This is a genomic window from Variovorax ureilyticus (genome assembly GCF_037889935.1).
Classification (GTDB): Bacteria; Pseudomonadota; Gammaproteobacteria; order Burkholderiales; family Burkholderiaceae_C; genus Variovorax; species Variovorax ureilyticus.
Genome location: NZ_JBBKZU010000028.1, coordinates 1 through 15,240 on the forward strand (window position 1 = coordinate 1; position 15,240 = coordinate 15,240).

General features: G+C 67.2%; 16 protein-coding genes. 12 read left to right on the forward strand and 4 right to left on the reverse strand.

What is annotated here, in order from left to right; translation table 11 throughout:
* Window positions 1-212 precede the first annotated feature (212 nt).
* Both WKW77_RS33395 and WKW77_RS33400 read right to left on the reverse strand, forming a co-directional pair.
* Window positions 213-401: a DUF3606 domain-containing protein gene (locus tag WKW77_RS33395; protein ID WP_340361190.1), complete on the reverse strand. Its 189-nt coding sequence runs from the start codon at window positions 399-401 to the stop codon at window positions 213-215.
* Window positions 402-497: 96 nt separating this feature from the next.
* On the reverse strand, window positions 498-839 hold the full coding sequence (locus WKW77_RS33400) for a hypothetical protein (RefSeq protein ID WP_340361191.1): 342 nt from the start codon (window positions 837-839) through the stop codon (window positions 498-500).
* Window positions 840-1,087: 248 nt separating this feature from the next.
* On the opposite strand from WKW77_RS33400, the gene WKW77_RS33405 reads away from it, so the two are divergent.
* Both WKW77_RS33405 and WKW77_RS33410 read left to right on the forward strand, forming a co-directional pair.
* Complete coding sequence (locus tag WKW77_RS33405; protein WP_340361192.1) at window positions 1,088-1,570, forward strand: PA2169 family four-helix-bundle protein; 483 nt, start codon at window positions 1,088-1,090, stop codon at window positions 1,568-1,570.
* 39 nt (window positions 1,571-1,609) lie between these two features.
* The gene (locus WKW77_RS33410; protein ID WP_340361193.1) at window positions 1,610-3,331 is read left to right on the forward strand and encodes a RecQ family ATP-dependent DNA helicase; all 1,722 of its coding nucleotides are present in this window, start codon (window positions 1,610-1,612) and stop codon (window positions 3,329-3,331) included.
* On the opposite strand, the gene WKW77_RS33415 is transcribed toward WKW77_RS33410, so the two are convergent.
* Both WKW77_RS33415 and WKW77_RS33420 read right to left on the reverse strand, forming a co-directional pair.
* Entirely contained in the window at window positions 3,312-4,730 is a 1,419-nt protein-coding gene (locus WKW77_RS33415) for a M20/M25/M40 family metallo-hydrolase (protein WP_340361194.1), read from the reverse strand. The two genes, WKW77_RS33410 and WKW77_RS33415, sit on opposite strands and share 20 nt — an antisense overlap.
* Window positions 4,731-4,826: 96 nt before the next feature.
* The gene (locus WKW77_RS33420; protein ID WP_340361195.1) at window positions 4,827-5,555 is read right to left on the reverse strand and encodes a GntR family transcriptional regulator; all 729 of its coding nucleotides are present in this window, start codon (window positions 5,553-5,555) and stop codon (window positions 4,827-4,829) included.
* 168 nt (window positions 5,556-5,723) lie between these two features.
* Between WKW77_RS33420 and WKW77_RS33425 the strand changes: the two genes are divergently transcribed.
* The 10 genes from WKW77_RS33425 to WKW77_RS33470 all read left to right on the forward strand — a co-directional run bounded on the left by WKW77_RS33425 (window position 5,724) and on the right by WKW77_RS33470 (window position 15,239).
* A complete protein-coding gene (locus WKW77_RS33425) occupies window positions 5,724-6,569 on the forward strand; it encodes an SDR family NAD(P)-dependent oxidoreductase (RefSeq protein WP_340361196.1) in 846 nt (281 codons plus the stop codon).
* A 51-nt stretch (window positions 6,570-6,620) separates the two neighbouring features.
* Entirely contained in the window at window positions 6,621-7,829 is a 1,209-nt protein-coding gene (locus WKW77_RS33430) for an ABC transporter substrate-binding protein (protein ID WP_340361197.1), read from the forward strand.
* Between the two features lie 24 nt (window positions 7,830-7,853).
* The gene (locus WKW77_RS33435) at window positions 7,854-8,756 is read left to right on the forward strand and encodes a branched-chain amino acid ABC transporter permease (RefSeq protein WP_340361198.1); all 903 of its coding nucleotides are present in this window, start codon (window positions 7,854-7,856) and stop codon (window positions 8,754-8,756) included.
* Entirely contained in the window at window positions 8,753-9,748 is a 996-nt protein-coding gene (locus WKW77_RS33440) for a branched-chain amino acid ABC transporter permease (protein ID WP_340361199.1), read from the forward strand. The genes WKW77_RS33435 and WKW77_RS33440 overlap by 4 nt, the downstream gene beginning before the upstream one ends.
* Window positions 9,745-10,509, forward strand: a complete 765-nt coding sequence (locus WKW77_RS33445; RefSeq protein WP_340361200.1) for an ABC transporter ATP-binding protein — start codon at window positions 9,745-9,747, stop codon at window positions 10,507-10,509. The genes WKW77_RS33440 and WKW77_RS33445 overlap by 4 nt, the downstream gene beginning before the upstream one ends.
* Window positions 10,502-11,224 (forward strand): ABC transporter ATP-binding protein, encoded by a 723-nt coding sequence (locus tag WKW77_RS33450; RefSeq protein ID WP_340361201.1) that lies wholly within the window; start codon window positions 10,502-10,504, stop codon window positions 11,222-11,224. Before WKW77_RS33445 ends, WKW77_RS33450 begins: the two co-directional genes overlap by 8 nt.
* 28 nt (window positions 11,225-11,252) lie before the next feature.
* Window positions 11,253-12,005: an SDR family NAD(P)-dependent oxidoreductase gene (locus tag WKW77_RS33455; protein WP_340361202.1), complete on the forward strand. Its 753-nt coding sequence runs from the start codon at window positions 11,253-11,255 to the stop codon at window positions 12,003-12,005.
* A gap of 170 nt (window positions 12,006-12,175) precedes the next feature.
* Window positions 12,176-12,910, forward strand: a complete 735-nt coding sequence (locus WKW77_RS33460) for an SDR family NAD(P)-dependent oxidoreductase (RefSeq protein WP_340361203.1) — start codon at window positions 12,176-12,178, stop codon at window positions 12,908-12,910.
* The gene (locus WKW77_RS33465; protein ID WP_340361204.1) at window positions 12,907-14,637 is read left to right on the forward strand and encodes an FAD-dependent oxidoreductase; all 1,731 of its coding nucleotides are present in this window, start codon (window positions 12,907-12,909) and stop codon (window positions 14,635-14,637) included. Before WKW77_RS33460 ends, WKW77_RS33465 begins: the two co-directional genes overlap by 4 nt.
* Window positions 14,634-15,239, forward strand: coding sequence for a glutathione S-transferase (locus WKW77_RS33470; protein WP_340361205.1), 606 nt, complete (start codon window positions 14,634-14,636; stop codon window positions 15,237-15,239). Before WKW77_RS33465 ends, WKW77_RS33470 begins: the two co-directional genes overlap by 4 nt.
* Window position 15,240 lies beyond the last annotated feature (1 nt).

A 15,240-nucleotide genomic window follows, 5' to 3' on the forward strand; every position in this document is an offset into this window, starting at 1 on the left:
AACCCCACCCCACCATCAAAACCCCCCCCCCAAACCCCCCCCCCAACCCCCCCCCGCTTCAGTGCCGCCAGGCGGCGAGAGACTTCGTTGCGCGTGGCCCGCTCGTGCTCGGTGCCGAAGTGGCGACCTTCCACCGTCAACGAGATCACGCGGCCGCGTGCCGTACCGCCGTGACCTGCCATGGCCCGGTCCCTGGCGTCCGCCGGCGGGTACTAGGCCGCGCCCGTGGACGGCGCACCCAGGTAGTCGCGCACGTCACAGGGCCGGGTGCCGGCGTCGGCGACGGCGCGGCGAAGTGCTTCTTCCGTCACGCCGAGCGTGTTCATCCAGTAGCGGACTTCGTCGTCCTCGGTCACTGTCACTTCGTCGTGAAGCCGCACGTCGGCCTGTCTGTCGGGCATCTGAATCTCCTTGAGGTGCGCGCGGAAAGTTACCGGTGCCGGGGGGCGCCGAATGTAGGAAGCGGCCCCGGGTGTGGCGTCGTGCTGTCCGGCGTCTCAGGCGTCGCGTTCCTCGAGCCAGTGCGTCGTGAGGCCGAACAGGCGCTGTCCTTCGGCAACGGACAGGAGGAGCAGCAGCCGGTTGTATTCGGTGTCCGGATGCCAGAGGCCGCCGCTGCACGGCGAGCCGTCGCCGCCCGTGAGCAGGCCTTCGCACCAGCCGATGCGGATCTCGCGCGCATGGAGGTACGGCCGCACGGTCCAGCTCGGCGGATCGGCCGACGGTGAGATGTTGTCGAAGCCCCCCCGGCCCTTGGGGCGGACTTCGCAGGCCGCGGCCGACGACTTCATCGCCGTCAGCGCGCGTTCCAGGAAGGTCTGCGGATCTCTGCGGGTCATGGGGTGGCTCGGCGAGTGGGGGCTCGATGGCGGATGGCCGATTCGGAAACGCGAACCTTCTGCCTGGGTGCCCCATGGCGACGTAGGAATCTTTCTCGCGCAGGTGGCGGAAGACGGCTGTTTCAGGGCAGTTTCATATCCGGCAAGAGAAGGCTTACAGCCGCCGGCTGTGCGGGACGACATGGCGCGCGAGCCGGCGCGCGAACATGGGGCCACCCTGTGTTCAACCCTGTCTTTCTGGAGTCCACATGCAGACTGCTACTTCTTCCACATCTGTTTCGAACAAGAACGTCGTCGACGTGCTCAACGACCTGCTGGAGACCTCGCGCGACGGCGAATACGGCTTCCGTGCCTGCGCCGACGAGGTCGATTCGCAGCAGCTCAAGACCGTGTTCCGCGAGCGCGCGGCAAGCTGTGCAACGGCCGCGAACGAACTCATGGAAGCGATCCGCGCTTGCGGCGGCAAGGCCGACGAGGGCGGCTCGGTGGCCGGCGCGCTCCATCGCGGCTGGGTGCACGTCAAGGGCTCGCTCGGTGCCGACAGTGCCTTGTCGATGCTGGAGGAGTGCGAGCGCGGCGAGGACACCGCGGTCGCCAGCTATCGGAAGGCGCTGAAGCAGGACCTTCCTGCGCAGGTGCGGGAACTGGTCCAGCGCCAGGCCGACGGCGCGCAGAGAAACCACGATCAGATCAAGGCGCTGCGCGACGAGATGCGCAGCCGCAAGTCCTGAGGCACCCGTGCGGTCAGTGCAATCCACAGCAAGTCCGGCGTGAAGACTCGCGCAGCGCTCACGGCGCTGGAAGCCCGCCTCAAGCGCACCCTGCGCGATGCGTTCGGGCTGCAAGCGCTGCGTCCGGGCCAGCAGCAGGTGATCGAGCGGGTGCTCGGCGGCCGCTCCGTGCTCGCGGTGATGCCGACCGGCGCGGGCAAGTCGCTGTGCTATCAGCTTCCGGCGCTGATGCTGCCGGGTCGCACCGTCGTGATCTCGCCGCTCATCGCGCTGATGAAGGACCAGCAGGAAAAGCTCGAAGCCCTCGGCATTCAGGCGGTGCAGTTCAACAGCCACGTGCCGGCCGACGAGATCCGCGCCGGCGAGGCGGCGCTGCGCGACGGCACCGCGCGAGTCGTCTTCACCACGCCCGAGCGCCTGTCGGACGCCGGCTTCCTCGATCTGCTCACCGAGCGGCCCACGTCGCTGCTGGTGGTCGACGAAGCGCATTGCATCTCGCAGTGGGGGCACGACTTCCGTCCGGCTTTCCTCGACATCGACATGGCGCTGGAGAAGCTCGGCCGGCCGCCGGTGCTCGCGCTCACCGCGACCGCCAGCGAAGAGGTCGCAGCGGACATCATGAAGCGGCTTCGCATCGCGAAGAGCGGCTGGATCGACACCGGCACCTACCGGCCCAACCTGCACTATGCGGTGGAGCAACTCACGCACGAGGACGAGAAGCTGCGCCGTGCGATCGAACTGGTACGTGGCACCGAAGGCAGCGGCATCGTCTACGCCGCGACGGTCAGGGCCGCGGTGGCGGTGCACGACGCGCTGCGCGATGCGGGCGAATCGGTGGGGCTCTATCACGGGCGCCGCGCGGCGGCCGACAGGCGGCAGGCGCAGGATGTCTTCATGGCCGGCGAAACGCGCGTGATGATCGCGACCAATGCCTTCGGCATGGGCATCGACAAGCCGGACATCCGCTTCGTGCTGCACTACCAGATGCCACCGGCGCTGGATGCCTACTACCAGGAATCCGGCCGCGCGGGTCGCGACGGCGCGCCGTCGTCGTGCACGCTGCTCTTCCGGCGGCGGGACAAGGCGGTGCAGCAGTTCTTCCTCGGCGGGCGCTATCCGGCGGAAGAAGAGCTCGACGCGGTGTATCGCGCCATGCAGGCGCATGCGGACGATGCCTCGGAAATGACGCTCGCACAATTGCGCGAGGGGCTGCCGATTCCGCGCAACAAGCTGCGCGTCGCGCTGAGCCTGCTGCGTGGCAGCCGTGTATTCACGACCCTGCTGGACGGGCGCATCCGCCTGCAGCGCCGCGACCTGACGGCCGAGACGCTGCATGAGCTCGCTGCCGGCTATCGGCAGAAGCGGGTGCAGGACCACGAGGCGCTCGACCGCATGGTGTTCTACGCGCAGACCGGCCAGTGCCGTTGGCAGGTGCTGCTGGCCTACCTCGAAGGCGAGGCGCCCGCCCAGCGGTGCGGCACCTGCGACAACTGCCTGCGCATCGCGCACCACCAGGCAGCGCTTGCCGCTGCGTCGGCGGCCCGTATCGAACGTGCGCCACTGCGGCGCCCGGCGACGCGCCGCATGCGCGCCCCCGCCTTCGCGCTGCAGCAGCCGGTGAAGGTGGGACGGTTTGGAGAAGGCCAGGTGGTGAGCGCCGATACGGCGTCGATCACCGTCGAGTTCGCGGACGGAAGCCGGCGCTGCTTCCTGCCGGCCTATGTCGAGGCGATCCGCAGCCCTACTGCGCGAACGCCTTGACCATGCGGTACATGAACTCGCGGCCGTCATAGAGGCGCGGGATCGCCACGCGCTCGTCGAGACCGTGCGCACGCGCATCGCTGGGTTCCGAGAAGATGCCCGAGACGCCGTACATCGGGATGCCGAGGTTGCGCATGAAGCGGCTGTCGGTCGCGCCGGTGCTCATCGTCGGCACCACCGGGATGCCCGGCCACATCTGCTGCGTGAGCGACTCCACCACCTGCACCACGTCGGGACGCAGCGGCGAGGGCGGGCTCTTCAGCGGCGGGTTGCTCTGCTCGATCTTCATGCGCGGGGTCTCGAGCACCTTGCGCAGCGCGGCATCGACTTCGGCCGGGTCGTCGTGCGGCAGGATGCGGCAGTTGACCGTGGCCTTCGCCGATTGCGGCAGCGCGTTCTCCGCATGGCCGGCGGTGACCTGCGTGGCGACGCAGGTGGTGCGCAGCGTCGCGTTGTAGAGCGCCGACTTCGACAGCCGGTCGGTCGCTGCTTCGTCGGGCTTGCCGGAAGCGACCGCGCGCATGTCCTCGGCCATCTGGCCGGTCTCGAACTGCGCGCTGCGCTCGAAGTACTTCTGCGTGACTTCGGCGAGCTTCACCGGGAAGCGGTATTTGCCCAGGCGGTCCAGCGCGGTGCCGAGCTCGTAGACGGGATTGTTCGGCGTCGGCAGCGAACTGTGGCCGCCGACGTCACGCACCTCCAGCTTGTAGGTGGTGTACATCTTCTCGGCCACCTGCACGCGGTGCAGCACCGGCTTGCCGTTGTTGAGCTGGCCGCCGCCGCCTTCGTTGATGCCGAACTCGGCATCGAGCAGCGCGCGCTGGTTGTTCACCAGCCAGAAGGCGCCGTTGGTGGGCACGTCGCCGAGTTCCTCGTCGGCCGTGAGCGCGAGCACGATGTCGCGGTTCGGCTTGAAGCCTTCGCGCTTGAGCTGCGACAGGATCGAGACGAACGAGGCGGCCATGGCCTTGTCGTCCGACGAGCCGCGCGCGGTGAAGTAGCCGTCGTCTTCCTTCAGCTTGAAGGGGTCGGTCTTCCAGTCGGAGCGCCGGGCCTCGACCACGTCGATGTGCGCCAGCAGCAGGAGCGGCTTCTTCGCGCCCGTGCCCTTGTAGCGCACGACGAGGTTGCCCTTGTTCGGGTACGGCTCGAAGAGCTGGATCTCGTCGGCCTTGAAGCCTGCGTCGAGCAGGTGCTTGCGCATGGCCTGCGCGGCCTCGGTGTTGTTGCCGCTCAGGTGCGTGGTGTTGATCTCGACCAGCTCCTTGTAGATGTCATGGAAGCGTTGCTGCTCGGGCGTGAGCGGCGGCATCGGCGCCGGTGCAGGCTGGGCGCCGGCCCAGGTGGCGGCGCATAGCAGGGCGGCTGCGGCGGCGCAATGTCGTACCTTGTCATTCATCTGTCTGTGGTCTCCTTTGTTGAATGCTGGACAGGGCCGTGCCTCCTGTCGGCACAGGCCCGGGCCAGTATAGGAGCGAGACTGCGCGGCCCTCGTTCAGAGTGGCGCAGAGGCGACTGCGAAGCGGCGTGTCGGCTTCACGCCCGGTGCAGCGTCGCCTGCCTGGAGCAGCTTCTCGTAGTTGCGCCGCAGGATGATCCCGGCGTAGTACACATGCTCGCGCATCAGTTGCTCGGCGCGGATGCTGTCGCGCGCGATGACGGCTTCGACGATGCGGTGATGGTCGCCGTGCGAACGCAGGATGATCGCGTGGTCGTCCCACAGCACGATGCGGTCCGATGCGAAAGGGATGTTCTGCGCCTGCTCGGCGAACCGTGTGACCCACGGGTTGCCCGAAGCCGTCAGCAGCGTGTCGTGGATGGTCACGTTCATGAGCTGGTAGGGCTCGTGGTCCTCCGGCCGCAGCACGCCGGACGAGAGGATGCGGTCGCCGTCCGCCAGGCTTGCCCTGAGCCGGCGGGTCTGGTCTTCGGTGAGGCCGCGCGTCGCTGCATTGCGGCATGCCAGCCCTTCGAGCACCGATCGCACCTCGTACGCCGCGACGATCTCTTCCATATCGAAGCCGCGCACCAGGTATCCGCGCTTGGGCTGGTGGTCGATCAGCCCCTCGGTGGCGAGCGTGCCGAGCGCCGCGCGCACGGGCGTGCGCGACACGCCCAGTTGCTCCGCCAGGGGCACCTCCTCCAACCGCGCACCGGGTCGCACCTGGCCATGAAGGATCCAGTCGCGAAGGGTGTCGGTGACGTTCTGAGCCAGCGTTTTCATAGGCCGTTTCCGCCTTTCGGATTTCCGCGTCAAGTATACGTATTCGCTTTCACGTATACATGATGAGTTGAAAATACGCTGATTCGGGGAAAACCCTCGCATTCAGTCCATTTCATGTATACATAATGCTCTGAATTCATTTGATATCGGCGAACTAGGAGCTTGGGTATGACGCGCGTGGTCAAGGACTTCGGAACCAGTTGGCTGGGACTCGGCGAACGGGTCTGCGTGGTGACGGGAGCGGGCGGCGGCATCGGCGCGGAGATTGCGCGCCAGCTCCTGGATGCCGGGGCGCGTGTGGCGCTACTCGACCGCAACACCGACACGCTGCGCGATGTCGTCGAGAGCGTCGGCGATGCCGGCGGGCGCGTGATGCAGCTCGCCTGTGACGTGACCCGCACGGAAAGCGTGCAGGCTGCCGCCGACCAGGTCCGGGCGGCGTGGGGCCCCGCGACGCTGCTGGTCAACAACGCTGCCGCGCTGTATGCGGATGCCGTCATGGACATCGCGCTGGACAAGTGGAACCAGCTGCTGTCGGTCAACCTCTCGGGCTACCTGCTGTGCGCGCAGGTGTTCGGCCGCCAGATGATGGCGGCGGGCGGCGGCTCGATGGTGCACATCGCCTCCATCTCCGGAAGCATCCCGCAGCCTTACAGCGGCGCCTACAGCGTGAGCAAGGCGGGCGTGAAGATGCTGTCGCAACTGCTGGCCGTCGAGCTGGGCGAAAAGGGCATCCGCAGCAATGTGGTCAGCCCCGCGATGATCCGCACTCCGATGAGCGACGGGATCTACCAGAACCCCGAGGTCCGCCAGCGCCGCGAGCAGATCGTCCCGGCCGGCCGCATCAGCACGCCGGACGACATCGCGGCGGCGGTCCTGTTCCTGGCCAGCGAGCGTGCGAGCTACATCAGCGGCCAGGAGATCCTGGTCGACGGCGGCCTCACGCAGGCCTGGCTGGGCCTCATCCCGCGTCCGGGCTTCGAGAAGGCCGACGCGGCGCGTTCCATGGCCTGAGGCGATCGGTCGCCCGCCAACCCCTCACCCCAAACTCCACAGGAGACAAGCATGAAGTTGAGCAAGTCCTTTGTCGTGGCGCTCGCGGCCACGGTCGTCGCCTTCGGCGCCAGCGCGCAGAGCGAGCCCGGTCTGACGGACAAGACCATCAAGATCGGCATGTTCGGCCCGCTGTCGGGCAACTCGATGGCCTACGGTTTCGACGTCATCAACGCGGCGAAGATGTACTACGACAAGGTCAACAAGGAAGGCGGCATCAACGGCCGCAAGATCGAGCTGGTCGTCGAGGACGACCGCTGCAACGCCAACGACCTGCTCGCCGCGGTGAAGAAACTGACGGAGCAGGACAAGGTCTTCCTGCTGAACGGCGGCTCGTGCTCGGGCCCGGTCGTCGGCGCTCGCGAATACGTCGAGCGCGTGCAGGTGCCGCTGGTGATGCTCAACGCCTCCGGCGACGGCGCGCTGTATCCGCCGTCGAAGTACATCTACGGCGCGTTCTCGATCTCGCAGCGCGCGGTCGGCGGTTCGATGGTGCAGTTCGCCGTCGAGCACCTCAAGGCCAAGAAGATCGGCTACATCAACCACGACGACGCCTACGGCGGCTGGAACCTCGAGGCGGCCGAGTTCCAGGCCAAGAAGGTCGGCGCGGACCTGCAGGTGCAGTCGATCAATCCGAACATCACCGACGTGACCGCGCCGATGCTCAAGATCCGAGCGGCCAACCCCGACGTGCTGGTCATCACCACCTATGCGCGGCCGGTGAGCCTGCTGGTGAAGAAGGCGCAGGAGCTCGGGTGGAACAAGCCGATCGTGATCGCGGTCAACGGCACGGCCGACCTGAAGCAGCTGGTGGAGAACGTCGGCAACAAGGACGCGTTCAAGAGCGTGTACCTGCAGGAAGTGATGCTCGACGTGCCCGGTGGCGCCAAGCTGCAGTGGGTGTACGACATGTACAAGGACTACTACCCCGAACTGGCCGCCAAGCCCGGCTATCCGCAGACCTACATGCCCTACGGCATTCCGTCGGCGATGGCAGTGGTCAACGCGCTCAAGGCCGCGGGCCCGCAATTGACCCGCGAGAAGTTCCTCGATGCGATGTCGAAGACCAAGTTCGACTCCAAGGTGATGGCCGGCCCCATCGAGCTGACGCCGACGGACCATGCAGGCCAGAAGTCCGCCATCTACCTGAAGTTCGATGGCGAGAACAAGACGACGGTGCCGGGCTCGTACCGCAGCGCCTGGGTCTACCAGCCCAAGTGACGTTCTCCGCGCCGGCTCCAGACCATGACTTTCAGTGACTTCTGGCTGTTCCTGCAGCAAGGCCTGTTGTCCGGCCTCGTGACGGGCAGCGTGTATGCCTTGCTGGCACTGGCCGTCGTGGCGGTGTTCAAGACGACCGACGTGCCCAACTTCGCGCAGGGCGAGATGATGATGATCGGCGGCTACGTGGCGCTGAGCCTGCTGCTGCTCGCGAAGCTGCCCTACGCCGCGGTGATTCCGCTGACGCTGGTCATCGTGGCGCTGGGCGGTGCGCTGTTCCAGCGCGTCGTGATGGAGCGGGTCACGGGCTCGCGCGGGGTCGGCGTGCAACTGGTCATCGCCACGCTGGGGCTCGCCTACCTGCTCAAGGGGCTGGTGCGGCAGACCGGGCTGGGCGACACGCCGCGCTCGTTGCCCGCGCTGGTCTCCAGCGACGCGGTGCTGATCGGCGATGCGGCGCTGACGCGGCTGGACATTGCGATCTTCGTCGTGGCGGTGGTCGTGATGGTGCTGATCTACCTCATGTTCACCTACACCCGCATCGGCAAGGCGATGCGCGCGGTCGGCATGAACCCGCGCGCGGCGCAGATCGTCGGCATCCGGCTGTCGCGCATCCGCATGCTGGTGTGGGCGATGTCGGGGCTGATCTCCGCGATCGCGGCATTGCTCATCACGCCCAAGGTGTTGGTGACGCCGGACATCGCGCACATCGCGATCCTCGCGTACGCCGCGGCCATCGTCGGCGGCTTCACCAGCCTGCCGGGCGCGGTGCTGGGCGGACTCATCATCGGCGTGGTGGAGAACCTCGTCGGACTGTTCGTGTCGACGAACGCCATCGTCGTCGCGCCGTTCCTGGCGATCCTCGTCACGCTGATCGTGCGGCCGCAGGGCCTGCTCGGCGGCAAGGTACAGGTGAAGAAGGTATGAAGAAACCGAACCTCGATCACGCGGCGCTGCTGGTGCTGCTCGCGGTGATCTGCGCGCTCCCCTTCGTGGCCACCGGCTATGTGCTGTATGTGGTGAACCTGCTGATGGTGTTCGTGGTGCTGGCCCTCGGCATGCACGTCGTCATCGGCGAGGCCGGGCAGTTCGCGCTGTCGCACACCGCGTTCTACGGCATCGGCATCTACACGGCCGGCATCATCAATGCGACCTGGCATCCGCCCTTCGTGGTGTCGATCCTCGCGGGCGGCTTGCTCTCGGCGGTGCTCGGCTACCTGATCGGCTTCCTGGCGCTGCGGATGCGGGACATCTATCTGGCGCTGGCGACCTTCGCGTTCGGCGAAGCGATGCAGTGGGTCTTCCTCAACTGGGACGGCGTCACGGGCGGATCCAACGGCATGCGCCTGCAGCCCGCGGAGCTGTTCGGCCTCAAGCTCACCAACGACCTGCAGGCCTATCCCTTCGTGATCGGCCTCACGGCGCTCATGCTGTGGGCGACGGTGGCGATCTCCCGCTCGCAGTTCGGCTCCGCGCTGCGCGCGGTGCGCGAGAGCGATGTGGCCGCGACGGCGATGGGCATCAATGCGCGCGCCATGAAGCAGTCCGCGTTCGCGATCTCGGGCGCCTTCGCAGGGGTCGCCGGCGGGATGTACACGCTGTTCGTGTCGTTCATCCATCCGGAAAGCCTGGGCTTCCAGACCACCATCCTGGTGCTGACGATGGTGGTCGTCGGCGGCATCGGCTCGGTGCGCGGCGCGGTCGCCGGTGCGATCACCTTCGGGATCATCTCGGAACTGCTGCGGCAGGCACTGTCGGTGCAGGAGATCATCTACGGCGCGATCCTGATGGGCTTCATGATGTTCAAGCCGCGCGGCCTGTTCGCCGACCGCAAGAGCCGCGCGGCGCGTCCCGCCGCGCAGGACGGCCTGGGCGGCAGCGCGGTGCGTCCGGGCGTCGCCGAAAGGAGCCACGCATGAGCGCCGTTCCGTTCCTCGACGTGCAGGGCATCACCGTGCGCTTCGGTGGCCTGACGGCGGTCAACGACCTGTCGTTCCAGGTGCAGAAGGGCACGATCCACGCGCTGATCGGCCCGAACGGCGCGGGCAAGTCCACGACTTTCAACTGCATCTCGCGCTACTACCAGCCGACCGCCGGCCGCATCGTGCTCGATGGCCAGGACGTGAGCCACGCGCGCGCCGACCGCATGGCGGGCTTTGGCGTCGCACGCACCTTCCAGAACCTGGAGCTGTTCGGTGAACTGAGCGTGTACGAGAACGTGCTGCTGGGCTGCTATTCGCACAGCGCCAGCACCGTGCGGCGCCTGCTGCGCCGGCCCGACGGCGAGACGCGCGACCTGGTGGACAGCCTGATCGAGCGCGTGGGCCTCACGCACGACCGCAACACCACGGCGCGCGAGCTGGACTTCGGGCACCAGAAGCTGCTCGAACTGGCGCGGGCGCTGGCGCTCAAGCCGCAACTGCTCCTGCTCGACGAACCGGCGGCCGGGCTGCGCAACAGGGACATCGAAAGCCTCGACCAACTGCTGAGCGAGCTTGCATCGCGCGACGGCATCACCGTGTTGCTGGTGGAGCATGTCATGCAACTGGTGATGTCGATCTCCGATCGGATCACCGTGATGTCCTTCGGCGAGAAGATCGCCGAAGGCACGCCCGCCGAAGTGGGGCAGGACCCGCGCGTCATCGAAGCCTATCTCGGCAAGGGAGCCGCCAATGACTGACATGATGCTGGAACTGCGCGGCGTCAGCGCTTCCTATGGCGCGATCCAGGCGCTGCAGAACGTTTCGCTGCAGGTGCCACGGGGTTCGATCGTGGCGCTGCTGGGCAGCAACGGCGCGGGCAAGAGCACGACGCTCAACGCCATCTCGCACCTGATCGAGCCTTCGGCGGGAGAGATCCGCTTCGACGGGCAGTCGATCGGGCGCCTCCATTCCGACGAGATCGTGCGGCGCGGGCTGGTGCAGGTGCCGGAGGGCCGCGAGGTCTTCAAGGACATGAGCGTGCGCGAGAACCTCGAACTCGGTGCCTTCCTGCGCAAGTCCTCGCGCAAGGAGATCGCCGAGGACTTCGAGCGCGTCTACCAGATGTTCCCGCGCCTCAAGGAACGCATCGAGCAGCGCGCCTCGACGCTGTCGGGCGGTGAGCAGCAGATGCTGGCGATCGGGCGCGCGCTCATGGCGCGGCCGCGGATGATCCTGCTGGACGAGCCTTCCATGGGCCTTTCGCCGCTGCTGGTGGAACAGATCTTCGAGATCATCCAGCGCCTCAATCGCGAGCAGGGCCTGACCATCCTCGTGGTGGAGCAGGACGTGCGGCTTGCGCTGCGCATTTCGAGCTACGCCTACATCCTCGAGAACGGGGAGCTGAATCTCCACGGCCCGTCGAAGCAGCTACTCAACGACCCGGCCGTGCGCCGGGCGTATCTCGGCGTCTGAATGACGCCCAACGCAAGGAGACTTCCCGATGAATCTGGTGAAGGACAAGCTGGTCCTCGTGACGGGCGGCGGCGGCGGACTGGGCGCGGCGATGGCCCACGGCTTCGTGAAGGAAGGCGCCCGCGTGATCGTGCTCGACGTGCAGCGCGACAAGGCGGAAGCCGTTGTCAGCGCCATCCGCGAGCAGGGCGGCGAGGCCTGGGCGGAAGCGCTGGACGTGACCGATCGCGAAGCGACGCAGAAGATGGCGCAGTCGCTGACCGAGCGGCTCGGGCCAATCGACGTGCTGGTGAACAACGCCGGCATTTCCGGCAAGGCGCGCATCGACGATCCGAACGCGGCGGAAGTGTGGGACCGGCTGATCCAGGTGAACCTGCAAGGGCTCTTCAATGTCACGCATGCGTTCGTTCCGGCCTTGAAGGCGTCCAAGGGCTGCATCATCAACCTGTCGTCCATCGTCGCCTTCGTGAGCGGCATCTCGTCCGCGGGCTACATCGCATCGAAGGGCGCGGTGCGCTCCTTCACGCAGGCGCTGGCACGCGACCTTGCGCCCTTCGGCGTCCGCGCGAATGCGGTCGCGCCCGGCCTGATGCTCACCGAGATGGTGACGCCGCAGTTGCAGGTGCCCGGCGGCACCGACTGGTACATGAACCGCGTGCCGGTCAAGCGCGGCGGCAAGCCGGAGGAAATCGTCGGACCGGTCGTGTTCCTCGCCTCCGAGATGGCCAGCTATGTCAACGGTGTCGTGCTGCCCGTGGATGGCGGCTTTCTTTCTGCTTGAAATGAAACACCCCCCAAGCCGCTTCGCGGCTCCCCCCTCTCTCGCCTTCGGCGGGAGGGGGTCGCACCCGGCGGCCCGGCAAAGCCGGTTCCGCGGGTGCCCTGGACTGGGCCACGCCAGTTTCATGTGTCAGGGGCGACCTGATCGCGCGGTGGAAAACTGAGGTGCATATGGAAATGAACAAACCCCTCGCGCTCGTCACCGGTGGTGCGAGCGGCATGGGTCTCGCGACGGTGGAGCGCCTCGCGCGCGACGGTTTCGCGGTCGTGATGGTCGACCGCGTCGAAGCGCTGGCCGTCGAGGAGACCGGGCGTCTGCAAGGACTGGGCCTGGACGTGCAGTCGCGCATCGTCGATCTCACCGACGAGGCGGCGGTCCGCAGGATGGTGCAGGAGCTGCCGCCCATCACGGCGCTGGTCAACAACGCCGGCGTGTTCGACGAACGAAAGTTCATGGAAGTGACCAGCGACGACTTCCGCCGTGCCTACGAGATCAACATGATCGCGGCCGCGACGCTCACGCAGGAGGCGGTTCGCCGCATGCCCGATGGCGGCCGCATCGTGAACATCGCCTCTCGTGCCTACGTCGGCGCGCGCAATCATCCGCACTACGTGGCTTCGAAGGCGGCGATCGTCGGCTACACGCGGGCCAGCGCCATGGAACTGGCCCCGCGCGGCATCCTGGTCAACGCGATCGCACCGGGGCTGATCGACACGCCGCTCCTGCGCGCCCTCACGCCCGAGCGGATGGCGGCCCAGCTGGCGCTGCAGCCCACGGGCAAGGCCGGCCGGCCGGAGGACATCGCGCGGGCCGTGTCGTTCCTCGTGTCGCCGGACATGGGCTTCATCACCGGCCAGGTGCTGTTCGTCGATGGCGGAAAGTCGCTCGGAGGTACCACCTCATGAAGGCGCCGCAGTGGGACAAGGAAGTCGATGTGCTGGTCGTCGGCGCTGGCGCCGGTGGCATGGCGGCGGCGATCACCGCGCATTTCCACGGCAGTTCGGTGCTGCTGGTGGAGAAGACGGACCGCATCGGCGGCTCGACCGCGATTTCGGGCGGTGCCGTCTGGGCGCCGCTCAATTCGCAGAGCGCCGCGGTGGGGCACCCCGACACCTTCGAGAACGCGTGGACCTACATGCGCAACACGGTGGGCGATGCCGCGCCGGAGGCCATGCAGCGCGCCTTCCTGAATTCGAGCGCCGAAGCGGTGGACTTCCTGGAGAAGAACACCGAGGTCAAGCTGGCCGCGCGCAAGTACTCGCCGGACTACTACCCCGACCGCGAAGGCGCCGCGTTCGGCGGGCGTTCGCTGGACCCGGTCATGTTCGACGGCCGCCTGCTCGGCGAGCATTTCCGAGAACTGCGTGATCCGCTCCCGGAGTTCATGGTGCTCGGCGGGATGATGATCACGATGACCGACGCGAATCACCTGCTCGCGGTCACGCGTTCCTTCACCTCATGGAAGGAGGGCATGAAGCTGGTGCTGCGCTTCTTCGGCGACCGCCTTCGCGGCTACCACCGCGGCACGCGGCTGGTGCTCGGCAATGCGCTCGCTGCGCGACTCTTCAAGACCGTGCTGGATCGGCGCATCGAGTATTGGCTCGGCGCACCGCTCAAGTCGCTGATCACCGAAGAAGGCAGCGTGATGGGTGCCGAGATCGAGCGCGATGGCCGGGTGCAGCGGATTCGTGCGAAGCGCGGCGTGGTGGTCGCGACGGGTGGCTTCCCCTGGAGCCCGGAGATGCGCGGCAGGCTCTATCCGCAACCCACCGGCCCCTGGTCGATGTCGCCGCAGGGCAATGCAGGCGAGGGCATCGAGATCGCGCGCGCGGCGGGGGCGTCGATGGGCAGCGGCTACTTCTCGCCGGCCTTCTGGGCGCCGGTCTCCATCCTCGAGAAGCCGGACGGCTCGTACGTGCGCTATCCGCATCTCGTGTGGGACCGCGCCAAGCCCGGGCTGATGGCGGTCAACGCGGCCGGCAAGCGCTTCGTCAACGAATCGACCTCCTACCACGAGTTCGTGATCGGCATGTATCGATCGCACCAGACGGTGCCGACGCTGCCCGCCTTCCTCATCTGCGACAGCGACTTCATGGAACGCTGGGGCCTGGGCCTCGCGCTGCCAGGCGGCCGTCCGCGCGAGCATCTGGTGCGCGCGGGCTACCTGTATCGCGCCAGCTCGCTGGACGAACTCGCCGCCAGGCTGGGCGTCGATGCGAAGGGGCTCGGCGAATCGGCGGAGCGATTCAATCGCCACGCACGGGCGGGCGAGGATGCGGAGTTCGGAAAAGGCAGCACCGCGTACAACCGCTATCTGGGCGACGCGGGCCACAAGCCGAACGAATGCCTGGGCCCGTTGCAGAAGGGGCCGTTCTACGCAGTGAAAGTCTATGCAGGCGACATCGGCACCGCCTGCGGCATCCGCTGCAACGAGAATGCGCAGGCGCTCGACACCGATGGCCGTCCGATCCCGGGCCTGTACGCCGCGGGCAACGACATGCAGTCCGTCATGGGCGGGCAGTACCCGGCACCGGGCATCACGCTGGGCCCTGCGCTCACCTTCGGGTGGATCGCGGGCCGGCATGTCGCGCAGAACACTACGCATTCACAAGCCGAACTGGAGACCGCGTGAAGATCCTTTTTTCTCCCTTTTCACCCTATGTGCGCAAGTGCCTCGTGACGGCGCATGAACTGGGGCTCGACCAGCGCATTCAGTTGCTGCCCTCGAACGCGAACCCGGTGCAGCGCGACCAGCAGATCATTCGCGACAACCCGCTGGGCAAGGTGCCGACCTTCTACACCGACGACGGGCAGGTGCTGTACGACAGCCGCGTGATCTGCGAATACCTCAACGATCTCGCCGGCGGGACGCTGTTCCCCGCGTCGGGCGCGAAGCGGTGGGAGACGCTCACGCTCCAGTCCTTGGGAGACGGCATCCTGGACGGGGCGCTCATCGCGCGCTACGAAGACGTGGCGCGACCCGAGCCGCTGCGCTGGCCCGAATGGCGCGCCGCGCAGCTGGACAAGGCGGAAACCTCGCTGGCGCACCTGAACGCGCGCCCCGAACTGCTCGAAGGACGGGTGGACATCGGCGCGATCGCGGTCGGCTGCGCGCTCTGGTATCTGGACCTGCGGTTCGCGGATTTTGGATGGCGCGATCGGCATCCTGCAGTGGCCCGTTGGTTCGCCGCCTTCGGCGAACGTCCCAGCATGCAGGCGAACTGGTCCCTCTGAC

Coding starts and splice junctions, on each gene's coding strand:
- WKW77_RS33395 (WP_340361190.1), bottom strand. CDS start 401: ATGCCCGACAGACAGGCCGACGTGCGGCTTCACGACGAAGTGACAGTG.
- WKW77_RS33400 (WP_340361191.1), bottom strand. CDS start 839: ATGACCCGCAGAGATCCGCAGACCTTCCTGGAACGCGCGCTGACGGCG.
- WKW77_RS33405 (WP_340361192.1), top strand. CDS start 1,088: ATGCAGACTGCTACTTCTTCCACATCTGTTTCGAACAAGAACGTCGTC.
- WKW77_RS33415 (WP_340361194.1), bottom strand. CDS start 4,730: ATGAATGACAAGGTACGACATTGCGCCGCCGCAGCCGCCCTGCTATGC.
- WKW77_RS33420 (WP_340361195.1), bottom strand. CDS start 5,555: ATGAAAACGCTGGCTCAGAACGTCACCGACACCCTTCGCGACTGGATC.
- WKW77_RS33425 (WP_340361196.1), top strand. CDS start 5,724: ATGACGCGCGTGGTCAAGGACTTCGGAACCAGTTGGCTGGGACTCGGC.
- WKW77_RS33430 (WP_340361197.1), top strand. CDS start 6,621: ATGAAGTTGAGCAAGTCCTTTGTCGTGGCGCTCGCGGCCACGGTCGTC.
- WKW77_RS33435 (WP_340361198.1), top strand. CDS start 7,854: ATGACTTTCAGTGACTTCTGGCTGTTCCTGCAGCAAGGCCTGTTGTCC.
- WKW77_RS33440 (WP_340361199.1), top strand. CDS start 8,753: ATGAAGAAACCGAACCTCGATCACGCGGCGCTGCTGGTGCTGCTCGCG.
- WKW77_RS33445 (WP_340361200.1), top strand. CDS start 9,745: ATGAGCGCCGTTCCGTTCCTCGACGTGCAGGGCATCACCGTGCGCTTC.
- WKW77_RS33450 (WP_340361201.1), top strand. CDS start 10,502: ATGACTGACATGATGCTGGAACTGCGCGGCGTCAGCGCTTCCTATGGC.
- WKW77_RS33455 (WP_340361202.1), top strand. CDS start 11,253: ATGAATCTGGTGAAGGACAAGCTGGTCCTCGTGACGGGCGGCGGCGGC.
- WKW77_RS33460 (WP_340361203.1), top strand. CDS start 12,176: ATGGAAATGAACAAACCCCTCGCGCTCGTCACCGGTGGTGCGAGCGGC.
- WKW77_RS33465 (WP_340361204.1), top strand. CDS start 12,907: ATGAAGGCGCCGCAGTGGGACAAGGAAGTCGATGTGCTGGTCGTCGGC.